At 54.0% G+C, this 18,933-nt stretch carries 18 protein-coding genes, 1 pseudogene and 1 riboswitch; of the genes and pseudogenes, 11 read left to right on the top strand and 8 right to left on the bottom strand.

Features of this window, described 5'->3' with window-relative positions:
- Position 1 precedes the first annotated feature (1 nt).
- From MELB17_RS09970 to MELB17_RS09960, 3 genes are read right to left on the bottom strand one after another with little or no spacing between them, the layout of a single operon-like run.
- Positions 2-706 carry a c-type cytochrome gene (locus tag MELB17_RS09970; RefSeq protein WP_007350105.1) on the bottom strand — a complete coding sequence of 235 codons (705 nt, stop codon included), beginning with the start codon at positions 704-706 and terminating at the stop codon, positions 2-4.
- Positions 707-714: 8 nt separating this feature from the next.
- A complete protein-coding gene (locus tag MELB17_RS09965; protein WP_007350104.1) occupies positions 715-1,320 on the bottom strand; it encodes a cbb3-type cytochrome c oxidase subunit II in 606 nt (201 codons plus the stop codon).
- Complete coding sequence (locus tag MELB17_RS09960; protein ID WP_007350103.1) at positions 1,317-2,933, bottom strand: cbb3-type cytochrome c oxidase subunit I; 1,617 nt, start codon at positions 2,931-2,933, stop codon at positions 1,317-1,319. The genes MELB17_RS09965 and MELB17_RS09960 overlap by 4 nt, the downstream gene beginning before the upstream one ends.
- A gap of 604 nt (positions 2,934-3,537) precedes the next feature.
- On the opposite strand from MELB17_RS09960, the pseudogene MELB17_RS09950 reads away from it, so the two are divergent.
- The 3 genes and pseudogenes from MELB17_RS09950 (at position 3,538) to yghU (ending at position 6,218) form a co-directional block, all read left to right on the top strand.
- Positions 3,538-4,470, top strand: a pseudogene (locus MELB17_RS09950) (VOC family protein).
- 222 nt (positions 4,471-4,692) lie between these two features.
- Entirely contained in the window at positions 4,693-5,247 is a 555-nt protein-coding gene (locus tag MELB17_RS09945) for a carboxymuconolactone decarboxylase family protein (RefSeq protein ID WP_036184325.1), read from the top strand.
- Positions 5,248-5,342: 95 nt separating this feature from the next.
- On the top strand, positions 5,343-6,218 hold the full coding sequence (yghU, locus tag MELB17_RS09940; protein WP_007350099.1) for a glutathione-dependent disulfide-bond oxidoreductase: 876 nt from the start codon (positions 5,343-5,345) through the stop codon (positions 6,216-6,218).
- Between the two features lie 67 nt (positions 6,219-6,285).
- Here yghU and MELB17_RS09935 read toward each other — a convergent pair whose 3' ends face one another.
- Positions 6,286-6,900: a TetR/AcrR family transcriptional regulator gene (locus tag MELB17_RS09935; RefSeq protein ID WP_036184324.1), complete on the bottom strand. Its 615-nt coding sequence runs from the start codon at positions 6,898-6,900 to the stop codon at positions 6,286-6,288.
- Between the two features lie 304 nt (positions 6,901-7,204).
- Positions 7,205-7,297, top strand: a riboswitch (TPP riboswitch).
- Between the two features lie 259 nt (positions 7,298-7,556).
- Here MELB17_RS09935 and MELB17_RS09930 point away from each other — a divergent pair.
- From MELB17_RS09930 to MELB17_RS09905, 6 genes are read left to right on the top strand one after another with little or no spacing between them, the layout of a single operon-like run.
- On the top strand, positions 7,557-8,780 hold the full coding sequence (locus tag MELB17_RS09930) for an ABC transporter permease subunit (RefSeq protein ID WP_227498859.1): 1,224 nt from the start codon (positions 7,557-7,559) through the stop codon (positions 8,778-8,780).
- The gene (locus tag MELB17_RS09925; RefSeq protein WP_007350096.1) at positions 8,773-9,399 is read left to right on the top strand and encodes an ATP-binding cassette domain-containing protein; all 627 of its coding nucleotides are present in this window, start codon (positions 8,773-8,775) and stop codon (positions 9,397-9,399) included. Before MELB17_RS09930 ends, MELB17_RS09925 begins: the two co-directional genes overlap by 8 nt.
- Positions 9,400-9,441: 42 nt before the next feature.
- Complete coding sequence (locus MELB17_RS09920) at positions 9,442-10,605, top strand: MlaE family ABC transporter permease (protein WP_007350095.1); 1,164 nt, start codon at positions 9,442-9,444, stop codon at positions 10,603-10,605.
- On the top strand, positions 10,606-11,448 hold the full coding sequence (locus tag MELB17_RS09915) for an ABC transporter ATP-binding protein (protein ID WP_007350094.1): 843 nt from the start codon (positions 10,606-10,608) through the stop codon (positions 11,446-11,448).
- On the top strand, positions 11,448-12,386 hold the full coding sequence (locus MELB17_RS09910) for an MlaD family protein (RefSeq protein ID WP_007350093.1): 939 nt from the start codon (positions 11,448-11,450) through the stop codon (positions 12,384-12,386). Before MELB17_RS09915 ends, MELB17_RS09910 begins: the two co-directional genes overlap by 1 nt.
- On the top strand, positions 12,383-13,027 hold the full coding sequence (locus tag MELB17_RS09905; RefSeq protein ID WP_007350092.1) for an ABC-type transport auxiliary lipoprotein family protein: 645 nt from the start codon (positions 12,383-12,385) through the stop codon (positions 13,025-13,027). The genes MELB17_RS09910 and MELB17_RS09905 overlap by 4 nt, the downstream gene beginning before the upstream one ends.
- A 4-nt stretch (positions 13,028-13,031) precedes the next feature.
- Here MELB17_RS09905 and pgsA read toward each other — a convergent pair whose 3' ends face one another.
- From pgsA to MELB17_RS09885, 4 genes are all read right to left on the bottom strand, one after another.
- Positions 13,032-13,580 carry a CDP-diacylglycerol--glycerol-3-phosphate 3-phosphatidyltransferase gene (gene pgsA, locus MELB17_RS09900; RefSeq protein WP_007350091.1) on the bottom strand — a complete coding sequence of 183 codons (549 nt, stop codon included), beginning with the start codon at positions 13,578-13,580 and terminating at the stop codon, positions 13,032-13,034.
- Between the two features lie 7 nt (positions 13,581-13,587).
- Positions 13,588-15,450 carry an excinuclease ABC subunit UvrC gene (gene uvrC, locus MELB17_RS09895; protein ID WP_083796375.1) on the bottom strand — a complete coding sequence of 621 codons (1,863 nt, stop codon included), beginning with the start codon at positions 15,448-15,450 and terminating at the stop codon, positions 13,588-13,590.
- Positions 15,434-16,084, bottom strand: coding sequence for a UvrY/SirA/GacA family response regulator transcription factor (uvrY, locus tag MELB17_RS09890; protein ID WP_007350089.1), 651 nt, complete (start codon positions 16,082-16,084; stop codon positions 15,434-15,436). Before uvrY ends, uvrC begins: the two co-directional genes overlap by 17 nt.
- 92 nt (positions 16,085-16,176) lie before the next feature.
- On the bottom strand, positions 16,177-16,437 hold the full coding sequence (locus tag MELB17_RS09885; RefSeq protein WP_007350088.1) for a hypothetical protein: 261 nt from the start codon (positions 16,435-16,437) through the stop codon (positions 16,177-16,179).
- A 220-nt stretch (positions 16,438-16,657) separates the two neighbouring features.
- On the opposite strand from MELB17_RS09885, the gene MELB17_RS09880 reads away from it, so the two are divergent.
- Both MELB17_RS09880 and MELB17_RS09875 read left to right on the top strand, forming a co-directional pair.
- On the top strand, positions 16,658-16,966 hold the full coding sequence (locus MELB17_RS09880; protein WP_007350087.1) for a phasin family protein: 309 nt from the start codon (positions 16,658-16,660) through the stop codon (positions 16,964-16,966).
- Positions 16,967-17,084: 118 nt separating this feature from the next.
- A complete protein-coding gene (locus MELB17_RS09875; protein ID WP_007350086.1) occupies positions 17,085-18,893 on the top strand; it encodes a PHA/PHB synthase family protein in 1,809 nt (602 codons plus the stop codon).
- Positions 18,894-18,933: the final 40 nt, after the last annotated feature.

Below are 18,933 nucleotides of genomic sequence, written 5' to 3'. Positions count from 1 at the left end.
CCTAGGGTTTCCCGAAAACCTTCGTTAACTCTTCTGCTGACCATTCCTTACGGTCCCCGAAACGTTCTCTATGTTCGGTGACCGCGCCCGAGCTGATCGCGCTCGCGTCATTGCCCCATTGGCTGCGTGCATAACTCAATACAGCCGCCAGTTCCGCATCGGAAAGTTGGCCGCCAAACCTTGGCATAATGCCCTGAAACTGATTGCCTGCAACTTCAATTTTTCCCTGCAGGCCATCGTGGACGATAGCGACAGGGACGGCCGCGTCGGCCAACATCCACTCGCTTCCAGCCAAGGGTGGAAAGGCGCCCGGTATACCCAGTCCAGTTGCCTGATGACAGGCGCTGCACTGGGCGCTGAAAATAGCAGCGCCATTGGGTTCTACGCTCGCTGTGCGGCTGTTAGGGACCGAACCTTGTGAGCTAGCAGTGTTTGAAACCTCTGGATCTGAGATCTCAGCATCCGTAGATTCAACAGCGTTCTCAGCGCTTGAACTTTTTACCGGCTTGGACTCCTGATACGCAGTTGCAACGGGTGTGCGGCTGTCACCACCCAGCAACGGCTTGCCAATCTGCCAGGCGTAGTAGCCAACGCCCCAGACAATCAGGATGGCAATCCAGACGAATACAATTTTTGGAGCGGCGCGATTGCCCTCCTCCGGTTCGGCAGCTTCCCGGTTTTGGGCGCGATGATCATGCTGGTTCATAGCGCTCGTTACTCCTTGGGGTTATCGGCTTTCGGCAAGGTAGGTGCCGGATATGTATGGTCAAGGGCAAGCAGATACTCGGCGAGTGCCAGCGCATCATCGGTAGCAACAATCTGTCCGGATTCAGGGCCAAAAGCCGCCTGCAGGTAAACGACTTTGTCACCCGCCTCAGCCTCATCTACATGGCGAAACAGAAACGTATATGACGGCATGATGCTGTCTTGGTAGACCGCCCTCGGGTTATAAAGGTGCAGCAGTTGCCAGTCTATGCTGGGCAGCCGTGCGCCGACATTGAACAGATCAGGTCCGGTGCGCATGGTGCCAAGCAGGTGGGGCTGATCGTAAGCGTAGTCCCCGGGTACGGAAGGGCGCCCCCAGCCCCGATCTCTGTCTCCGGAAGCAAAACCCGGATCCCGCGGTTGCTGGCTATGGCAGTAAATACAGCCGTTCGCTATGTACAACTGCCGACCGCGCTGCTGCGTTTCGGTATAAGGCTTGAGATCAGGCGGAACCTGTTCTGCCGACATTTGCAGATACGGCATAACCACCAGCGTAAGCATGGCCAACAATAAAATAAGGGCCGCACCGACCATAATTGCAAGAGCACCTTTCATTGAGTGAACTCCTTAATAGCAGGACGAAAGAGAGTTGGTTGCTGATTGCCAATTCCACGACGCATCAGCATCGCAACGAAATGGAACGCAAACACCAGGTGCCCAAGCGTCATTAGAGCGCCACCCACCGTGCGGGCCTGAAGTGCGGGCATTGTCATTCGAACGATGTCCATGAACGGCATTGCCGCATCGAGCAAGGCCACACCCTGCTTCCAGCCAGCAATGCTTAGTGACACTACATAAATCACGATGCCGACGCTCACCAGCCAGAAATGCAGGCTGATCAACCCGCGCCATGGCCACTCCCAGTTGGTCAGGCGGGGCATGATGAAATAAATCGCACCAAACAGAATGAAGCTCAGGAAGGCGTACATACCCAGGTGCGCGTGGGCAATGGTGTAGTGGGTAAAGTGAGTGATTACGTTAACGCTGCGCAGTGCTTCCATAGACCCCTGAAGCGACGCCACCGTGTACATAAGAGCGCCAATCCACACAAATCGAAGTGTTGGCGAATCTTTAAGACGCCCAAAGTTGCCCATCATAGTCCCGTGGTGGTTGATGGCGACGGTAATAACCGGTATCGACATCATCACGCTGTGGACGATTGACAGAGTCACCAGCCAGGTCGGTATGGGGCCGCCAATTATGTGGTGGATACCCACCTGGCTGTAGAACAATGCCAAAGACCAGAAACCAATCAGCGATAACTGATAAGAGATAATCGGCCTGCCGAGAATTTTTGGAATCATGTAATAGGCTATGCCGATGCCGATGGGCGTTACCCAAAGCCCGAGAACGTTATGGGCGAACCACCAGTTAACCGTGGCGCCGGATGCGCCGGGAAAAGTAAAAGGCAGGTTGGCGATCAGAAACAGAATCGGAAACCACACCAACGCCGCCATCAGATACCAGCTACTCACGTACAGGTGTTCGACCTGGCGGTTGGCCGCGGTTAACAGTAAGGGTATAGCGCACAGACCGCCCCCCACCACAAATAGAATGTCGATCTGCCATGGAAACTCCAGCCACTCCTTGCCATCGGAAAGGCCTATGATGATGGCCGTCAGGCCAAGAATCAGACCAATGTTCCAGATAACAGCACCAAAAACGGCGTACTTTCCACCTGCCAACGACGTTTTGAACAGCCTGGGAATCAGGAATAACGCCACCCCAATGCCGGCCATAGACGCCCAACCGTATGTAACTGCGTTTAGGTGAGCAGGGCGTATCCGGCCGAAGGTTAAAAACTCACTGGCCGCCAGAAATTCGGGGAGATGCATTTTGATGGACGACACCAGGCCGAAAAACGAGCCTAAAACCAACCAGAAAATGGACGAACTCAGCCACGTAAGCACGGCCGTTCGGGAAGATTGATCGGCGGTCCAGCGTGCGTTGATCGCGGCGGCCTGAGCTGTGTTTTCTCCTGTGAACGAGGGGTCGGCAGGGCGTGCAGGGTCCTCACTGTGGCCCTCCTCGCCCGGCGAGAAAATGCTGCGTGCGGCCTCCTGGCCATGGCTGAACTGATTGTTGGCAATAGACCAGATCAGCAACAGCAAACCAACCGTTGAGAGCACGAAGGTAATGATCAGCAGAATGGCGATGGTAGGTGTCATAAACCGTCCTATTTGATTTATATTAGATAAATCTTAGTGGATAAGTACAGACACATGTACAGCAACTGTAGCCTCAAAAGTGCGGTATTAACACGTTCTGGAGGGACAGCTAACACTTACCATACGCTAACGCCACCGAGATGGCTGAGCTATGGTGTTACGTATTCTAGATCAAGTCCGGACCGCTGGCAGGCTTTGATGGCTGGTTCGAACGGTTCTTCTAATAACCTGATCTTCGCACTCGAAGGGGTCAATTTGAGCAAGAGAACACTCACGTTCTGAAACGAATGAAACATGAGCAGCCGCGCAATCTGGAAGCACCAATCGCCCGGATGAACGAGGAGCATTCGCTCATTAAGTTGCAACTGGGTACCTTTCGTGCCGAATGGCATGGACCCGCCCGAGCACACTCACTATCTGAACCACTTCGTAAGTGGGTCTTGAAGAACCATCAGGCCACATTCGCCCGAGACCGCAAGGCCGCTCCGGGTGCAGGGCTCCGTGGAGCGCATTTAACGCAAGGCGAAAAAGCAGGCAGACTGGTAGCTCGACTGAAGCAGGTATAACATCTTGATCTCAACACTGTGCAATATCTAGCGATAAGATGAGTCAAAAAACACTCCTTTCAACCGACGACGTTCGCGACCGCTTCTCAAAGGCTATGTCGACTATGTATCAAGCAGAAGTACCTCAGTACGGCACCCTGCTTGAACTCGTGGAATGCGTAAATCAAGAAATGCTTGGCCAACAACCTGAGCTTTACCGGCGTTTGGAAGCGCAGGGTGAACTTGCACGCCTTAGCGTCGAACGCCACGGAGCAATTCGTGTGGGCACAGCGGGTGAGCTGTCTATGTTGCGACGCTTGTTTGCCGTTATGGGGATGTATCCTGTCGGTTATTACGATCCGAAAGCAGTCATCGAAGGGCCACCACATCGTGAATGCGCCATTTTGCTTCGCCAAACCAGCTTTAAAGCGTTGGAGGAGTCGATTCGCTTTGCCGGTGATACGCAGGGTACCCACACCGCTCGCTTTGGTGAAGTTGAGCAGCGAGGGGTGGCGCTTACGCCAAAAGGGCGTGCATTGTATGACCAGCTCCTCAATGACGGCCGCAAGCAAGCGACAGAACTCGATAACGATGCGCACCAAGCGGTTAGGAATAGCGTATTTGCGGCGTTTCCCGATAGCGATCAGGCGATGCGTCGTGAGGGGTTGGCCTACTTTCACTATCATCTGACCGACGCTGGGCAAGCCGCTAAAGACTGTACCGACAAAGATACGGAAGCCTTGATTGCGCAAGGGCTGATTGAAGCGCAGCCGATTACCTATGAAGACTTTTTGCCCGTGAGCGCGGCGGGTATTTTCCAGTCAAGCCTTGGGGGCGCGCAAAGTGAGGCCTATGTAGGTAGCGCGAATCGTGATTCCTTTGAAGAGGCTCTTGGTGCCTAGGTAACCGATGAGCTATCTCTTTACGCCGAACGCGAAAGGGCCTCGAAAGCTAAGGTGATGGCAAGCTTACAAGGCTCAGAATTTGGGTAAAGATTTTTTGCTCTAAAAATACTGTGATGGCGATACGTCCATACACCTTGAGTAATCGCTCAAATTAAGTTTGAACGATCACTCAAGTTAAGTTACAGTTATTCCTGTTAAACCTATTTCGAAAATTTTGCGCCTAAATTTGAGCGATCACTCAAATTTGACGGCAACATTTAACTCAATGTAAGTCACATCACGTTTACCTTTACCGCAAGGAGTCATTCCATTACCAACTTTACTCTTCACGACAAAGAAAGCGCCCCACAAGAAAGCCAGAATTTACTCGACAACTCCATCAAAGCTCTTGGTATGGTTCCAGGCCTTCACGCGGTTATGGCAGAAGCACCAGGCTTACTTGAAGGTTATCAGCGGCTTCATCAGCTCTTTCTCGATAGCAGTTTCGACGACGAAGAAACTACCGTGGTGTGGCAGACCATCAACGTCGAACATGCTTGCCATTACTGCGTGCCCGCGCATACCGGCATCGCCAAAAGCATGAACGTTGATGACGCCATCACTGAAGCTCTGCGTAACGAAACACCGTTACCAACAGACCGGCTGGAAACCCTGCGCGACTTCACTCTCGCCGTTGTGCGCGGCCGCGGCAACGTGGATGACAGCGCCGTGGCAGCATTTCTGGAGGCTGGTTTCACCAAGCGCCAGATTCTTGAGGTCGTTCTTGGCACCGCACAGAAGGTGATGAGCAACTACACAAATCACCTTGCCGACACGCCGATAGACAAGCCGTTCCAGAAGTTTGAGTGGCATAAGGCTGACTAACATGCCGAGCAAGTCGGAGGCGGTTCTCATTGCCCGCCCTGACTTGTCGCTGCTGTATTGAACGCATTATCTATTTTTGAAAGAGGGCCAAGATCATGTCGAACAGAAATCAATATGAACCACCACAGGTTTGGACCTGGGACGCAGAAAGCGGAGGAACATGGGCCAGTGTTAACCGCCCCATAGCCGGCGCGACACATGAGGCGACGCTGCCGCGTGGAAAGCACCCTTTGCAGATTTATTCGATCGGAACACCCAACGGCCAGAAGGTCACCATTATGGCCGAAGAGCTGCTGGCCATCGGTGAAACCGGGGCCGAATACGATGCTCACCTGATTCAGATTGGCGAAGGCGACCAGTTTTCATCCGGCTTTGTCGACGTAAATCCAAACTCGAAAATCCCGGCTCTGTTTGATACGGAAAGCGGCAGTCGAGTTTTTGAAAGCGGTGCCATCCTTTTCTATCTGGCTGAGACGTTCGGGCACTTTCTACCAAAGGACATGGCTGCACGCACCGAAGTACTGAACTGGCTGTTCTGGCTGCAAGGTTCAGCGCCCTATCTGGGCGGCGGATTCGGGCACTTTTACGCCTATGCACCCGAGAAGTTTGAGTACCCGATCAATCGCTTCACGATGGAAGTGAAACGCCAACTGGACGTGCTTGACCGAGAGCTAGCCGAGCACCGTTTTCTCGGCGGAGACGAGTATTCCATTGCCGACATAGCCACTTGGCCATGGTATGGCAATCTGGTGCTGGGAGAGGCCTACGGTGCGGGTGAATTCCTGCAGGTCGAAAGTTACAAGAACTTGCGCCGCTGGGCACAAGAGATCTTTGAGCGCCCCGCTGTCAAACGTGGCCGCAAAGTCAACCGCACTTGGGGTGAGCTTTCAGAGCAACTGCACGAGCGGCATGATGCCTCGGATTTTGATTTGAAAACCCAGGATAAACTGGCACCTGAAACGATCGACTAAACAGTCTGCCTTAAAAAACCTGCTCCCTGCCCTAAGGCAACAAGAGAAGGCAAATACACGAGAAATATTAGCGTTTATCTGTAACACCGTCTTTACGCAGAGCTTCCAGGGACAGTGCCATATCTTCAGCAAGAGCATGAACGGTCGCACTGTCGACGTCGCGCTGAGCAAAAGCGCGTAGCCCCATTACCTCGGCTTGCAACCGCCGGCCGAGGCGAACGGGATCAAGCCGGCTATCCAGTTCCCCGATCTGCTGTGCCGCATCGAAACGATCAATAAAGCGTTCTTCCATACCTGCCAGCAGATCTGCTGCCTTGCGCCAGGCGGCTTGCTCCCGTTCGCCCAGCTCCAACAGGCTCTTGACCAGCATACAGGCTCGACTTGGCAATTCCCGATCGCGAAGGCCACCTAGCCCGCGCAAATAAGCGGCAAGCCCCGCCAATGGTGATGGGTAAGCGTGCAAAGTGCGTTCAAACTCGGCTAGCCCCAAGCGAGCATAGCGTTCCATAGACTCCTGAAAAAGCCCATCCTTGCTGCCAAAGGTGGCATAAATACTACCCGGCCGCATGTCGAGCGCTTTCTCCAGATCCTTCAACGAGGTGGCATGAAAGCCTTTTTGCCAGAACAGCTGAAGAGCCCGTTCCAGAGAGTCTTGGCGGTTGTGAATCGTTGCGCGAGCCATGGTCAATTCCAGATTTTTGAGGCCGAGATACGGCACAAGGAAACATTTTGAGTAATTGCTCAACTCTATATTGAACAATCACTCAAGTACAGCCACATCCCATTAAATTCGCAATAGCACGCCGCATCGGTGGCGGACGTTTGCGCATTGGAGGCGTTGGTTGAGCACATTTGCAAAGGGTTCGTGTATCACGGAGTTTGACACGGTCTCCAATGCAGACAAGAGCTTTAATCGTATTTTTGCATGTTGGTATAGTTTTTCGATTTCCCGTATCGTCCTTATGAGACTTAGCCTGTTATACTCGCCTTTCTCAACGGGGTGCCTCCAACAGGCTGAGACCATACCCGCGGAACCTGCCCCAGATAATGCTGGCGAAGGAATTGAGCTTTAATCAGCCGACAACCGCGCGTGGTGCCCTAAAACCGAGTTTTGAGGTTTAACCACCATGTCGTATTCGCTGCTACAGCGCATTGTTCAAAATAGTCAGACTGCTTTGCTCCCCGCTAAAACTCGGACAGTCTTAGGGCTCTTTATCCTCATTTTTACCAGTTTATCCAGCGCCGCCGAAAACCCCGCATTAACCGTATACACCCACCCCTCGTTCGCAGCGGAATGGGGGCCGGGGCCGGCGGTAAAAACGGCGTTTGAACAGCGCTGTGACTGCCAACTTAATTATGTGGTGCTCGACAGCGGCACGCATTCTACTTCAAGCTCTGGAGGCCACACCGCAAAGCCAAAAGCGCCTGGCTAGCCAGATGGGGCTGCGCGGTTTTATAGTGTGGCGGGTTCTGGACTGGCCGGTCATGAAACCGGTGTTGCCCGGGTTGCTGGCGCTGGTGTTTACCCTTTGCTTTACCAGTTTTGCCATCGTAATGACTCTGGGCGGCGGCCCAGGCGCGACCACATTGGAAGTGGCTATTTACCAGGCCCTGCGCTTTGAATTCGATTTTGGCCGCGCTGCCTTGCTTGCGCTGGTGCAGCTGAGTATTTGTGGGGGCCTGTGGTGGCTGGTTATGCGCCTGGGTGAGCACACCAGAGTGTTGTCGGAACGACGCTTCAGCCAACCACCGCCGCGGCGCGATAATCGCGGACGCGCGCGATTTTGCGACGGCGCACTGGTACTGGCCTTCGCCATTTTCCTTCTGCTGCCGCTGCTGGCTATTGTCGCCCGCGGCTATCCTGGGCTGGCCACGCTGCCCATGCTTGACCCACAAACACCGCTATTCCAGGCCACCGTGAAAAGCCTGGCGATTGCCCTGCCCGCAGGCCTCTTTGCGGTCATCGCCACTCTGGCCATTGTTGCGGCCGGGCAATTCCCCAAGGCAAAAATGGTCACTCACAGCGCCGGCTACTTGCCGTTGATAGTGCCGGCGCTGGTATTGGGAACCGGTCTGTTTCTGCTGTTTCGCCCTAGCCTGGGCGCAGCCGGCCAAGGAATGCTTCTGGTAGCGCTGATTAACGCCATGATGGCGCTGCCCTTCATTCTTCAGCTGGTTCGTGGGCCGCTGGCAAGCCTGGACCAGCCAAGCCGACAGCAGGCTGACCAACTGGGTATTCTGGGTTGGTATCGCTGGCGCTGGTTACACTGGCCGCGGCTCAAGCGGCCGTTAGCGTTGGCGCTGGCCTACGGGGTTGGCCTTTCTCTGGGGGATTTTGGGGTGATTGCGCTGTTTGGTTCGCCTGGTGCACCCACGCTTCCGGTGCTGCTGTACCAGCAGCTCGGCAGCTATCAACTGGTTGCAGCAGCGGCTACCGGGCTTTGGCTTATTCTACTGTTGTTGATGATATTCAGCCTGGCTCATGTTCTTACCCGCGCCGCCCGCTTACGCCCATTCGCCCGACCGCAGAACGTATCCGTTATGGACATTCGCCATGCTTGATGTTTCCGGTCTAGGTTTTCACTACCCGACTTCACCCGACCAACATAGGCCAAAGTGGCAGTTTGATTTTACCCTGGCACCCGGCGAATGCCTTGCTATTCATGGCGTCAGTGGTTCTGGCAAATCCACCCTGCTCAATCTGCTTGCCGGGTTTCTGCAAGCAAGTGGCGGCTCTATTCGCTGGCGCCAGCAGGAATTGACGCCATTGCCACCTTGGAAGCGCCCGATCACCAGCGTGTTTCAGGAGCACAATCTGTTTGAGCACCTGAACGTTGCCGATAACATCGGCCTTGGCCTTCATCCGGGATTAAAGCTGTCAGGCACACAGAAGCAAACCATCGCCGCTGCGTTAGAGCGCGTGGGTCTGGCCGGCATGGGCAAGCGCCGCCCGGCGCAACTGTCCGGCGGTCAGCGTCAGCGGGTGGCCTTGCTGCGAGCACTGCTGCGCGGCCAACCCCTGTTACTATTGGACGAACCCCTGACCGGGCTTGATCCAGACGCCCGTCATATTTTGCAGGGCCTGTTGCTGGAACAAAAAGGCGACGGTGTGGCGATGATACTGGCCAGCCACGATGCGGAAGACCGCCAGGTACTGGCGGATAAGGTGTGGAGTCTTTAAGCTGCTATCCATTCGTTATTATCCTAGGAGTTTGGCAACAACGTGACCCGCGCTGACATATCGGATTACTCACAACCTGGCCAGAGCGCCGCTGGCAAACTGCTGATTGACGGCGACCAAATAAGCGCCTGCGGCGACTGGACCCTGCCCTACTACCACGCCCTCTATTCATCCGTTACCGCAGCTGGCCAAGACTCCGACCGCTATCAAACCCTGAACCTGCAAACGTTGGGGCGCATAGACACCGCCGGTGCGGCACTGCTGGCCGAACTTGTTGGGCCCCATAATCTGGAGCAGTGGCTAGCGGATAACCCGCAAGCCGTTAGTCGTGAAACCGCCGCGCTTTTGAGTGCAGTCGCAACCGCCATGGCCGATCAACAGCCACTGCCAGCCCCACCCGGCTTTACGCTGTCTGGTTTGGTGCGCGATGTCGGCGCTTGGGTAAATGAGTTGTACCAACTCGTTGTTACCCTTATTGGCTTTATTGGCCAGATTATTGCGGCCCTGGCGTGGACAACACTGCACCCACGGCGCTGGCGCATGACGGCTTTTGTGGCTGCGGTTCAAGACACCGGGCTGAATGCGGTACCCATTGTAGCCCTGCTCACCTTTCTGGTGGGTGCTGTTGTCGCTTTCCTCGGGGCCACCGTACTGGCAGATTTTGGCGCCACCATTTACACCGTTAACTTGGTGGCTTTTTCATTCCTGCGGGAGTTTGGCGTTTTATTGGCGGCTATCCTGTTGGCTGGCCGCACAGCCAGTTCTTTCACCGCCCAGATCGGCGCCATGAAAGTGAATGAGGAGTTGGACGCGCTGCGCACGCTAGGCCTCAGCCCCATCGAACTGCTGGTGTTGCCGCGGGTACTTGCAATGATGGTGAGCCTGCCGTTGCTGACATTTGTAGGGATGATATCCGGCATGGTGGGTGGCGCCCTAGTGTGTTCGATGACGCTGGACATCACTCCGACACAATTCATATCGATTGTGTCGCAGGACGTCGCGTTGAAGCACCTTTTGGTGGGTTTGTCCAAGGCACCCATATTCGCTTTTCTAATTGCAGCCGTGGCTTGCCTTGAGGGTTTCAAAGTCAGCGGCAGCGCCCAGTCGGTAGGCGTTCACACCACATCCAGCGTAGTACAGTCGATTTTTATGGTTATTCTGTTCGACTCCATCGCAGCGCTGTTTTTTATGGAGATGGGCTGGTAAATGACACAAACAACGGATGGAGAAAACAGATCCCAAACTTCGATTATCCAGGTGCGAAACCTGGAAAACCGCTTTGGCAGTCACGTTGTTCACCAACAGCTTGATTTGGACCTGTTTCGCGGTGAAATTCTGGGAGTGGTCGGCGGGTCTGGTACCGGCAAGTCGGTTTTACTGCGCAGCATCGTTGGTTTAGTCAAGCCGTCAGGCGGCGACATTCGAGTATTTGGCAAGGATTTGCTCGCACTGTCTTCTCGCCAACGCTCGCTTACTGAACAGCGCTTTGGCGTACTGTTTCAAAAAGGCGCGCTGTTTACCTCGCTCAATCTTCAGGAAAACATTGCCCTGCCGCTGATCGAACATCGCAAACTGCCGCGATCCGAAGCCGAGCATCTTGCACGCATGAAACTGGCACTGACCGGTTTATCGGTAAAAGCGGCTACCCAGTATCCGTCGGAGTTATCCGGCGGCATGATCAAGCGCGCGGCGCTGGCAAGAGCCCTGGCTCTGGATCCGGAAATCCTGTTTCTGGACGAGCCAACCGCCGGGCTAGACCCAATCGGCGCAGGCGCCTTCGACCAACTGATTGTTACCCTGCGTGATGCACTGGGTTTAACCGTGTTTCTGGTGACCCATGACCTGGATACGCTCTACAACAGTTGTGACCGGGTAGCGGTACTGTCGCAGAAAAAAGTTCTGGTGGCCGATTGTTTGCAGAAAGTTATCGAAAATCCCGACCCGTGGATTCAGGAGTATTTCCTTGGGCCACGGGGCCGGGCCGCCAGCTACGCGGTTCAAACCAACCAGGCATTGCAAGCACCCCATTCCCACCAGGAGTTATCATAATGGAACCCAGGGCCCATCATTTCCTGATTGGAATGTTTACGATTAGTACGGCGGCCGCCGCTCTGGTGTTCGCGTTGTGGCTTGGCAAAACCAGTAATGAGCGGGAATGGGCCTGGTATGAGGTGGCGTTTGATTACACAGTCGGTGGCCTCTCTGAAGGCAATCCGGTTCTTTACAACGGCGTCGATGTGGGCGACGTGGTGTCTTTGCGTTTGGTGCGGGAAAATCCTGGGGAAGTGCGAGTGCTGGTGCGCGTCGATGAGACCATTCCGATGCATGAAGACACCCGGGCCAGCTTGGTACTGGCGAACATCACCGGCAGTATGAGCATCGAGTTCAGCGGCGGCAGCCAGAACAGCCCGTTATTAATCGGTAGCCGTGAGAACCCCCCGATTATTGACGCCCAGCGCTCCGCGCTCAGCGGCTTGCTGGACAACAGTCAGATACTGATGAACAAAGCCGACCAACTGCTTCGTAACGCCAACCAGTTATTTTCTAATGACAATATCGAGCAGGTGTCTGCCATTCTGAGCAATACCCGTGAGGCCAGTGAAACGCTGGTGCGCAAGAGCGCCGCTCTGGACGAGCTGTTTGCAAATCTGAATCAGGCCAGCGCGAATGCCAGCCAGGCCGCCGCCCAAATAGCCGAAGTGTCCGGCACCGCCGATGCGCTGTTGCGTAACGAGGGTCGCTCGGCGCTGCGCTCGATGGACCGCGCCCTGGGTAATTTTGACGCCGTTATGCAGAGGCTGAACACCCTCACCTCCGACAACGCCGGCGCACTGGATGCAGGACTGCAGGGCATGGGCGAGCTGGCACCAGCCCTGCGGGAATTGCGTAACACACTTAATAACCTGAACCGCTTTACCCGGCGACTGGATGAAAACCCGGCAGGGACACTCTGGGGCGTAGACACTATCAAGGAATTGCCACAATGATTCGCTACTCGAAAAATTTTGTACCGGCCACCCTCTGCGCACTGGTGATGACAGGCTGCACCATTTTTCCGGTTCCTGAAACGCCACGGGTAATGGATTTCGCGCCCGCGCCTTTAACCCTGGGCCGCGCTGGTGACCAGCAGCCGTATAGTCTTCGTGTAGATACACCGGTGGCATCCGAGCCCATCAACAGCACTCGTATTCTGGCAAAACCCGAGGCTACAGAATTTCGCATATACGGTGGCGTGCGTTGGCGCGACACAGCGCCCGTTATCATGCGCGATGCGATAACTGCGGCATTGCGCAGAAGTCAGGGTTTTGAGCGGGTAATTACGGACGTCAGCCCGGCCGAAGCCGATCTGACCATGGTCACCGAATTGCTGGCTTTTCAAAGCCAACCCGGCGCTAATCACAGCGATGTGGTCATCCGCCTATACAGCGAAATCATGGAAAATCGCAGTCGCAGAACGGCGTGCTCGCAGGTCTTCGATATTAAAACCAGCGCCGCCAGTAATCGTTTGGACGATGTCATTATTGCATTTGATGGCGCCGGCCAACGCATGGTGAGTGAGCTTGCGCTCTGGGCGAGCGCCTGTGAAGGGCTATCGGCCGACCCAAAAGTGGAAAACGAGTGGCCTTGAACGCTTACTTGCGCGGAAATAGATCCGGCCAGGCCGCCTTCAAATATAACCCCATAGACCACAATGTCAGCCCGGCAGCGAGATACAACAAACCGATTGCGATGTCAGCCTGAACCACACCGGGTGGAAAGGCCAGCAGCCCGATAATGGCCGCCATTTGGGCAACAGTCTTAATTTTACCAATATAAGACACCGCTACGCTGGCGCGGCTGCCAATTTCTGCCATCCATTCACGCAGTGCGGAAATCACAATCTCACGACCAATAATGATGGTTGCCGGCAACGTCAGAATCAACGCCGCATGCTCTTCAATCAGCACCGCCAGAGCCACAGCCACCATAAGCTTGTCAGCGACCGGGTCCAGAAACGCCCCGAAAGGCGTGCTCTGGTTCAGTTTGCGCGCCAGATAGCCGTCCAGCCAATCGGTCACGGCAGCCAGTGTAAAAATAGCCGCGCTGACCAGGTAGCTCCATTGCACCGGCATGTAAAAGATAACCACAAACACCGGAATCATCACGATGCGGGAAAGAGTGAGAATATTCGGTATGTTCATTCGTTGCCTACTCGTCGTGCAATGCTGCGTAAATGGTTTCAGCCAGAGCCTTGCTGATGCCAGGAATTTTAATCATTTCGTCAATGCCGGCTTTGAGCAGCTCTTGTATGCCGCCAAAGTAACGTATCAAATCGCGCCGGCGCTTTGGACCTACACCTTCGATCCCCTCAAGGGTGGACTGACGGCGCTTTTTATCACGGCGAGCGCGATGGCCGGTAATCGCAAAGCGGTGTGATTCGTCACGGATATGCTGGATCAGGTGCAGCCCGGGTGAATCTGCTGGCACCCGAAACACCCGTCCGGTAACCGCATCGATCAACTGCTCCATTCCCGCCCGCCGGGCAGCGCCTTTTGCAACGCCAATAAGCGGAATGTCCGTAAGTTCTAACGATTCAAAGACTTCACGGGCAATATTAAGCTGGCCTATACCACCATCAATAAACACTAATGAGGGCCTTTTGCCCTCTCCGGCTACCAATCGCTTATAGCGACGGGTCAGAACTTGGCGCATTGCTGCGTAGTCATCGCCGCCGGTGATACCTTCAATATTGTAGAGCCGGTAATCGCTTTTCAATGGACCGTTTTCATCGAATACCACACAAGACGCCACGGTATTTTCGCCATGGCTGTGGCTGACATCAAAACACTCCATACGCGCTGGCGTTTCTGCCAGGTCCAACAGGTCTTTTAGCGCCAATAAGCGGCGGTATACGGTTTCCTTGCTGGCCAGGTGCGTCAGCAGCGTCTGGCGAGCGTTGGTTTGCGCCAGCTCTAACCAGCGCCTACGCTCGCCGCGCACATTACCACGAATGCGGGTGTCTCGCTTGGCTGCCTCTGACAAAGCTTCTGCTAACAGCGCCATGCCCTCGGGTTCAGAGCTCACCAAAATATCCTGGGGAATCTCGCGTCGAGTGTCTCCGGCAAAATAATACTGGCCCAAAAACGCCGCCAGCAATTCACCGTCAGACTGCTCAATGATAAATCGCGGAAAGTAGTCTTTGGTACCCAGCACTCTGCCACCGCGCACGATGATGACAACCACACACACTATGCCCGCGTCTTGGGTTATGGCGATTACATCGGCATCGCCGCCTTCACCATCAACAGACTGCTGCTCCTGAACATGTCGCAGGTGGTTCATCTGATCGCGGTAGGCAGCGGCCTTTTCAAAATTTAGCTCTGCCGCGGCCGCTTCCATAGCCTGCATCAGATCTTCAATAACCACCGGGTTCTTGCCTTCAAGAAACATCGCCGCACGGCGTATATCCTGTTGGTAGTCCTCTGGGGATATATAGTCCACACAGGGCGCGGTGCAGCGATTGATCTGATATTGCAGACAAGGTCGATTTCTGTTCCTAAAATAGCTTTCATTACACGATCTTATGCGGAAAACTTTTTGCAACACATTAAGGCTTTCTTTAACCGCACCCGAGCTGGGGAAAGGCCCGAACCAGGTGCCGCCACCTTTTTTTGTACGCCCCCGGCGAAAGGTCAGTGAGGGATAATCCTGGTGCGCGGATACATATATGTAGGGGTAAGATTTATCATCGCGCAGCAGTATGTTGTAAGGCGGCCGCAACGACTTGATTAAATTCTGTTCCAGCAGCAAAGCTTCGGTTTCACTGCCGGTTATGGTGACTTCAATGGAACAGATTTTTGCCACCAGGGCCTGGGTTTTCGGCGCCAGGCCGGTATTACGAAAGTAGCTGCTAACCCGGTTTTTCAGATTGCGCGCTTTACCCACATACAGCACCTTGCCGGCGGCGTCGTACATCCGGTATACGCCCGGCCTTTCAGTAAGTTGTTTGAGGAAGTGCCGGCTGTCAAAAGGCGCCGCCGGAGGCGCGGCCGCATCAGACGTTACTGGCATCGTGAAACCCGAGGCGAACGACCATGAGGGCCAGCTCAACATCACTGGAAATTCCGAGTTTTTCAAACACACGGTAGCGGTAGGTATTGACGGTTTTCGGGCTCAAGCAGAGTGCGTCGGATATGTCCTGAACCTTTCTGCAATTCACCACCATCAACGCTATTTCACGCTCACGCTCGGAAAGACGTTGGAACAACGTCAGTTCCGGGTGATCTTCATTGCCCTGCCCTAACGCCATTTGCTGGGCAATTTCCGGGCTGATGTAGCGTTGTCCGGCGTGGGCTTTACGCACAGCGCGAATGATCTCGCGAATATCGGCGCCCTTGGTAATATAGCCGGCAGCACCTGCCTGCATAACCCGTACCGGATAGGGGTTATCTGAACAACCGGTTACCACGACTACCCGCACGGCGCCATTCAATCGCAAAATTTTACGGGTTGCTTCAAGGCCACCAATACCTGGCATGCGGATGTCCATCAACACCACATCGGGCGGGTTGCGGCGTACCTGTTCAATGGCATCTTCACCATTTTTAGCCTCGCCGATTACCTCGATGTCCGGGTTGTCAGACAGCATGCGTGAAATCCCGGATCGAACCAGATCATGGTCGTCTACCAGTAACACTCTGATCAATATGCACCTCACACAAAGCTAATAGCATTCAGGCCGTAATTGTAACGGTTAACGCCGAATCACGATAGGCAACAAACCATGACGAATCATAGTCAGCGCTGGGCCTGCGGCCTGTCCAAACTGGCGGTATTGTTGACTGGATCAAACCACACAACCAGCTCTCCCTTGTCGACCGCAGCCTTGACCCTGCTGGTTTCCACCAGAGGATTTTCCTGATCGTTCAAGCCGTGATAACGGGTGCAGTATTCTTCAACAAGGCCCAGTATCTGATCGTCGGCCAGCAAATCGACAGGTACAATAAATAATTCTTCTCGCGGGTCCTGCTCAGATACCGTAGTAAATGACTCGCTCATTATTTAAAACCTCAGTCATTAAATCATAAATATCGACGGTCTAATTGGCGTTCACTCGCAAAAACCATACATTGTTGTAACGCTCAACGGATTAGTTGCCTGTATACTAAGGCAAAGAATAAAAGGCTGAATTTCCAGTATCCACTTTTTGCGTAAATTTATTATACGGTAATGCAAAGTGTGTTTCTTTAATGATTCCAACCACAAAGGATTTTTAAATATGTCTAACGATATATTCGAAAAAGCGAGCCGGCTGAACGAAACCCTGTTAGAGCAGCTGGGCAAAGCCGCTGAGATGCAAATGAATGCATTTCAACGCTACTCCGAAATGGCACTAAGCCAGGCGAAAAAAGCCTCTGAAGTTCGTGATCTGGATGGCCTGAAGAGTCTTGCTTCTGAACAGAGCGAAACTCTGGAAGCGTTGAACGATCAGTTTACTGACGACATCAAGGCATGGCAGGATTACTCCAGCCAAGCGCGCGAAAAAGTTCAAAAAGCCGTATCCAGTGCCGATGAATCTGCCACATAAAAAAGCAAAACCGGCGCGCAAAAAAACTAATTGCGCCTAGTTTGAATAGTAACATTTTCGCGGTCGATCGGGCTTCCATGCCTAACCGACTGCTCTTGTTTCGCTTGAGGAATTCTGCATGTTGGGAATGGAAAAACTGAGTAAAACCAAAAAATTAGTGGCGGGTGTCGTCGACACTAATGTGCGCCGTGGTCAAGAGCGACTGGCAAAAATGCTAGGCGATAAAGGCTTGGTCAGCCCAACCACCCTGTCAATGATGGGAGAAATGTCGGATATTTATAAGGCCATGGCCGCCGATGTTGCCAAGAATCCGTTGCGCACGATTTCGGCAGAAAGCGACTTGCTGCGCAAATATCTGGCGCTCGGTTCCTATACGTTTAGCCGCGCAATGGGTAAAGATCAGGATTCAGTGGCTAGCCCGGAATCAGACGACCGCCGTTTTCAAGCTGAAGACTGGTCCAAGCACTTGCCCTTTGATTTGCTATTACAAGCTTATCTGATCAACTCCCAGGCATTTCAAGATTGGTTAGAGGGCATGGACAACCTGCCCAAAGACACCCGCGACCAAATGCTTTTTTACGCGCGCCAGGTTACCAGTGCGCTGTCCCCTGCTAACTTCCTGGTCACCAACCCGGAAGCCCTGCGCATTACCTGGGAAAGCAAAGGCAAGAACCTGTTGACGGGTGGCAAGCAATTTATTGACGACTACCGCCAGAACCCGAAGCTGTTCAACGTGGGTATGACCGACCGCTCTGCGTTTGAGGTCGGTGGCAACCTGGCAACAACGCCAGGCAAAGTTGTATTCCAGAACGAACTGATCCAACTGATTCAGTACGCCCCGACAACAGACACCGTAGCAAAGCGCCCGGTGTTGATCGTGCCGCCCTGGATCAACAAGTTTTACATTCTGGACTTGACCGCTCGCAACTCGTTTATTCAGTGGCTGGTTAATCAGGGTCAAACCGTATTTGTTGTTTCCTGGCTAAACCCGGGGCCCAGCCAGAGAGACCTGGTGTGGGACGACTACATGCAAAAAGGCGTGGTCGCGGCGATGGACAACGTCACCAAAGCCACCGGCGAAGCGAGAATGAACCTGATTGGCTACTGCGTTGGTGGCACCCTGGTGGCATCAACCCTTTCTTGGTTGAAGAAAAAAGGCCGCAAACCAACCGTCAGTGTGACCTACTTCACCACGCTTCTGGACTTTACTGATCCAGGCGGCATTAGCATATACATCAACGATCGTTCGCTTGCGGGCATCGAAAAGATGATGAACAAGAAGGGCTACCTGGACGGCCGAGCTATGGCCTTTACCTTCAACCTGCTGCGTGAAAACGAGTTGTTCTGGTCTTTCTGGACCAAGAACTACCTGAAAGGTGAAAAACCAGCGGCTTTTGATCTGCTGTACTGGAACACCGATGGCACTAACCTGCCCGCGGCGCTGCACGGCCCTTATCTGCGTGAAATGTACCTGAACAACCGACTGGTGCAACCGGATTCGCTGACATTCTGTGGTGAGACCAATAATCTGCAAGATATTGACGTGCCGTCTATGTTCATAGCCGCACGCCAGGATCACATTGCCAAGTGGAAATCCTGCTACACCGGCGCTCAGGCTCACGGCGGAAAAGTGAAGTTCTTGCTGGGCGGCTCCGGCCACATTGCCGGCATTATTAACCCGCCGTACAAAGAAAAGTACGGTTTTTGGACCAATAATGTGGATACATTGCCAGAAAATCCGGACGACTGGCTGGCAGAAGCCGCGCAGCACCCTGGTTCATGGTGGCCGCATTGGGTTGAGTGGCTGGCCCAGTATCAGGGCGATCAGGTTCCTGCCCGCGTCCCAGGCGAAGGCAAACTGAAGGCGTTGGAAGATGCCCCTGGCAGCTACGTGAAAGTCCGCGCAGCGGATGCAGCGAAAAGCTGATACCAGAGTGTAAAATGATCCACCCGAAAACCGCGGCGAA

The organism is Marinobacter sp. ELB17, from assembly GCF_000169375.1.
In the GTDB taxonomy this organism is placed as follows: Bacteria; Pseudomonadota; Gammaproteobacteria; order Pseudomonadales; family Oleiphilaceae; genus Marinobacter.
Note: the sequence above shows the minus strand (reverse complement) of the source record. Positions and strands in the feature narration are given on the sequence as shown.

Bases quoted from the DNA above. Each gene is read 5' to 3' on its own strand.
- MELB17_RS09970 (WP_007350105.1), bottom strand. From the start codon at position 706: ATGAACCAGCATGATCATCGCGCCCAAAACCGGGAAGCTGCCGAACCG.
- MELB17_RS09965 (WP_007350104.1), bottom strand. From the start codon at position 1,320: ATGAAAGGTGCTCTTGCAATTATGGTCGGTGCGGCCCTTATTTTATTG.
- MELB17_RS09960 (WP_007350103.1), bottom strand. From the start codon at position 2,933: ATGACACCTACCATCGCCATTCTGCTGATCATTACCTTCGTGCTCTCA.
- yghU (WP_007350099.1), top strand. From the start codon at position 5,343: ATGTCGAACAGAAATCAATATGAACCACCACAGGTTTGGACCTGGGAC.
- MELB17_RS09935 (WP_036184324.1), bottom strand. From the start codon at position 6,900: ATGGCTCGCGCAACGATTCACAACCGCCAAGACTCTCTGGAACGGGCT.
- MELB17_RS09925 (WP_007350096.1), top strand. From the start codon at position 8,773: ATGCTTGATGTTTCCGGTCTAGGTTTTCACTACCCGACTTCACCCGAC.
- MELB17_RS09915 (WP_007350094.1), top strand. From the start codon at position 10,606: ATGACACAAACAACGGATGGAGAAAACAGATCCCAAACTTCGATTATC.
- MELB17_RS09910 (WP_007350093.1), top strand. From the start codon at position 11,448: ATGGAACCCAGGGCCCATCATTTCCTGATTGGAATGTTTACGATTAGT.
- MELB17_RS09905 (WP_007350092.1), top strand. From the start codon at position 12,383: ATGATTCGCTACTCGAAAAATTTTGTACCGGCCACCCTCTGCGCACTG.
- pgsA (WP_007350091.1), bottom strand. From the start codon at position 13,580: ATGAACATACCGAATATTCTCACTCTTTCCCGCATCGTGATGATTCCG.
- uvrC (WP_083796375.1), bottom strand. From the start codon at position 15,450: ATGCCAGTAACGTCTGATGCGGCCGCGCCTCCGGCGGCGCCTTTTGAC.
- MELB17_RS09885 (WP_007350088.1), bottom strand. From the start codon at position 16,437: ATGAGCGAGTCATTTACTACGGTATCTGAGCAGGACCCGCGAGAAGAA.
- MELB17_RS09880 (WP_007350087.1), top strand. From the start codon at position 16,658: ATGTCTAACGATATATTCGAAAAAGCGAGCCGGCTGAACGAAACCCTG.
- MELB17_RS09875 (WP_007350086.1), top strand. From the start codon at position 17,085: ATGTTGGGAATGGAAAAACTGAGTAAAACCAAAAAATTAGTGGCGGGT.